This window comes from Klebsiella sp. HMSC16C06 (assembly GCF_001808325.1).
Classification (GTDB): Bacteria; Pseudomonadota; Gammaproteobacteria; order Enterobacterales; family Enterobacteriaceae; genus Klebsiella; species Klebsiella variicola.
Window position 1 is genome coordinate 663,411 of record NZ_KV793012.1, and the last position, 370, is coordinate 663,780.

A 370-nucleotide genomic window follows, 5' to 3' on the forward strand; every position below is an offset into this window, starting at 1 on the left:
GAGAGGGCCGGGGTGAGGGCAACAGAGCGCACCCTGTCCCCGCTGCCCGGCGCCATAGCCCAATCAGCCGTTGTTTTGTCGGGTGGCGCTTCGCTTACCCGACCTGGGATTCGTGCGGCCTGCCGTTAATTTATTCACCATTGTTGCTGAAACTGCCGATGCTGGCGGCCTCAACATCGCTGAGACGTTCCCGAAGGCCGGGGCAGCCCGCATGGATGCGGGCTGAGGGCCGTGTTTTGCACGGACGCTGCCTCGGCCCGACCCGAAGCCTGCAGGGATAAGTCGAAGGCACCACGCAGTGGCGATGTTGCTGGCCGGAGCCCGGGCGCACAGGGAGCGGCGGCGACTGGCCGCCCCCTGTGCGCTCCCT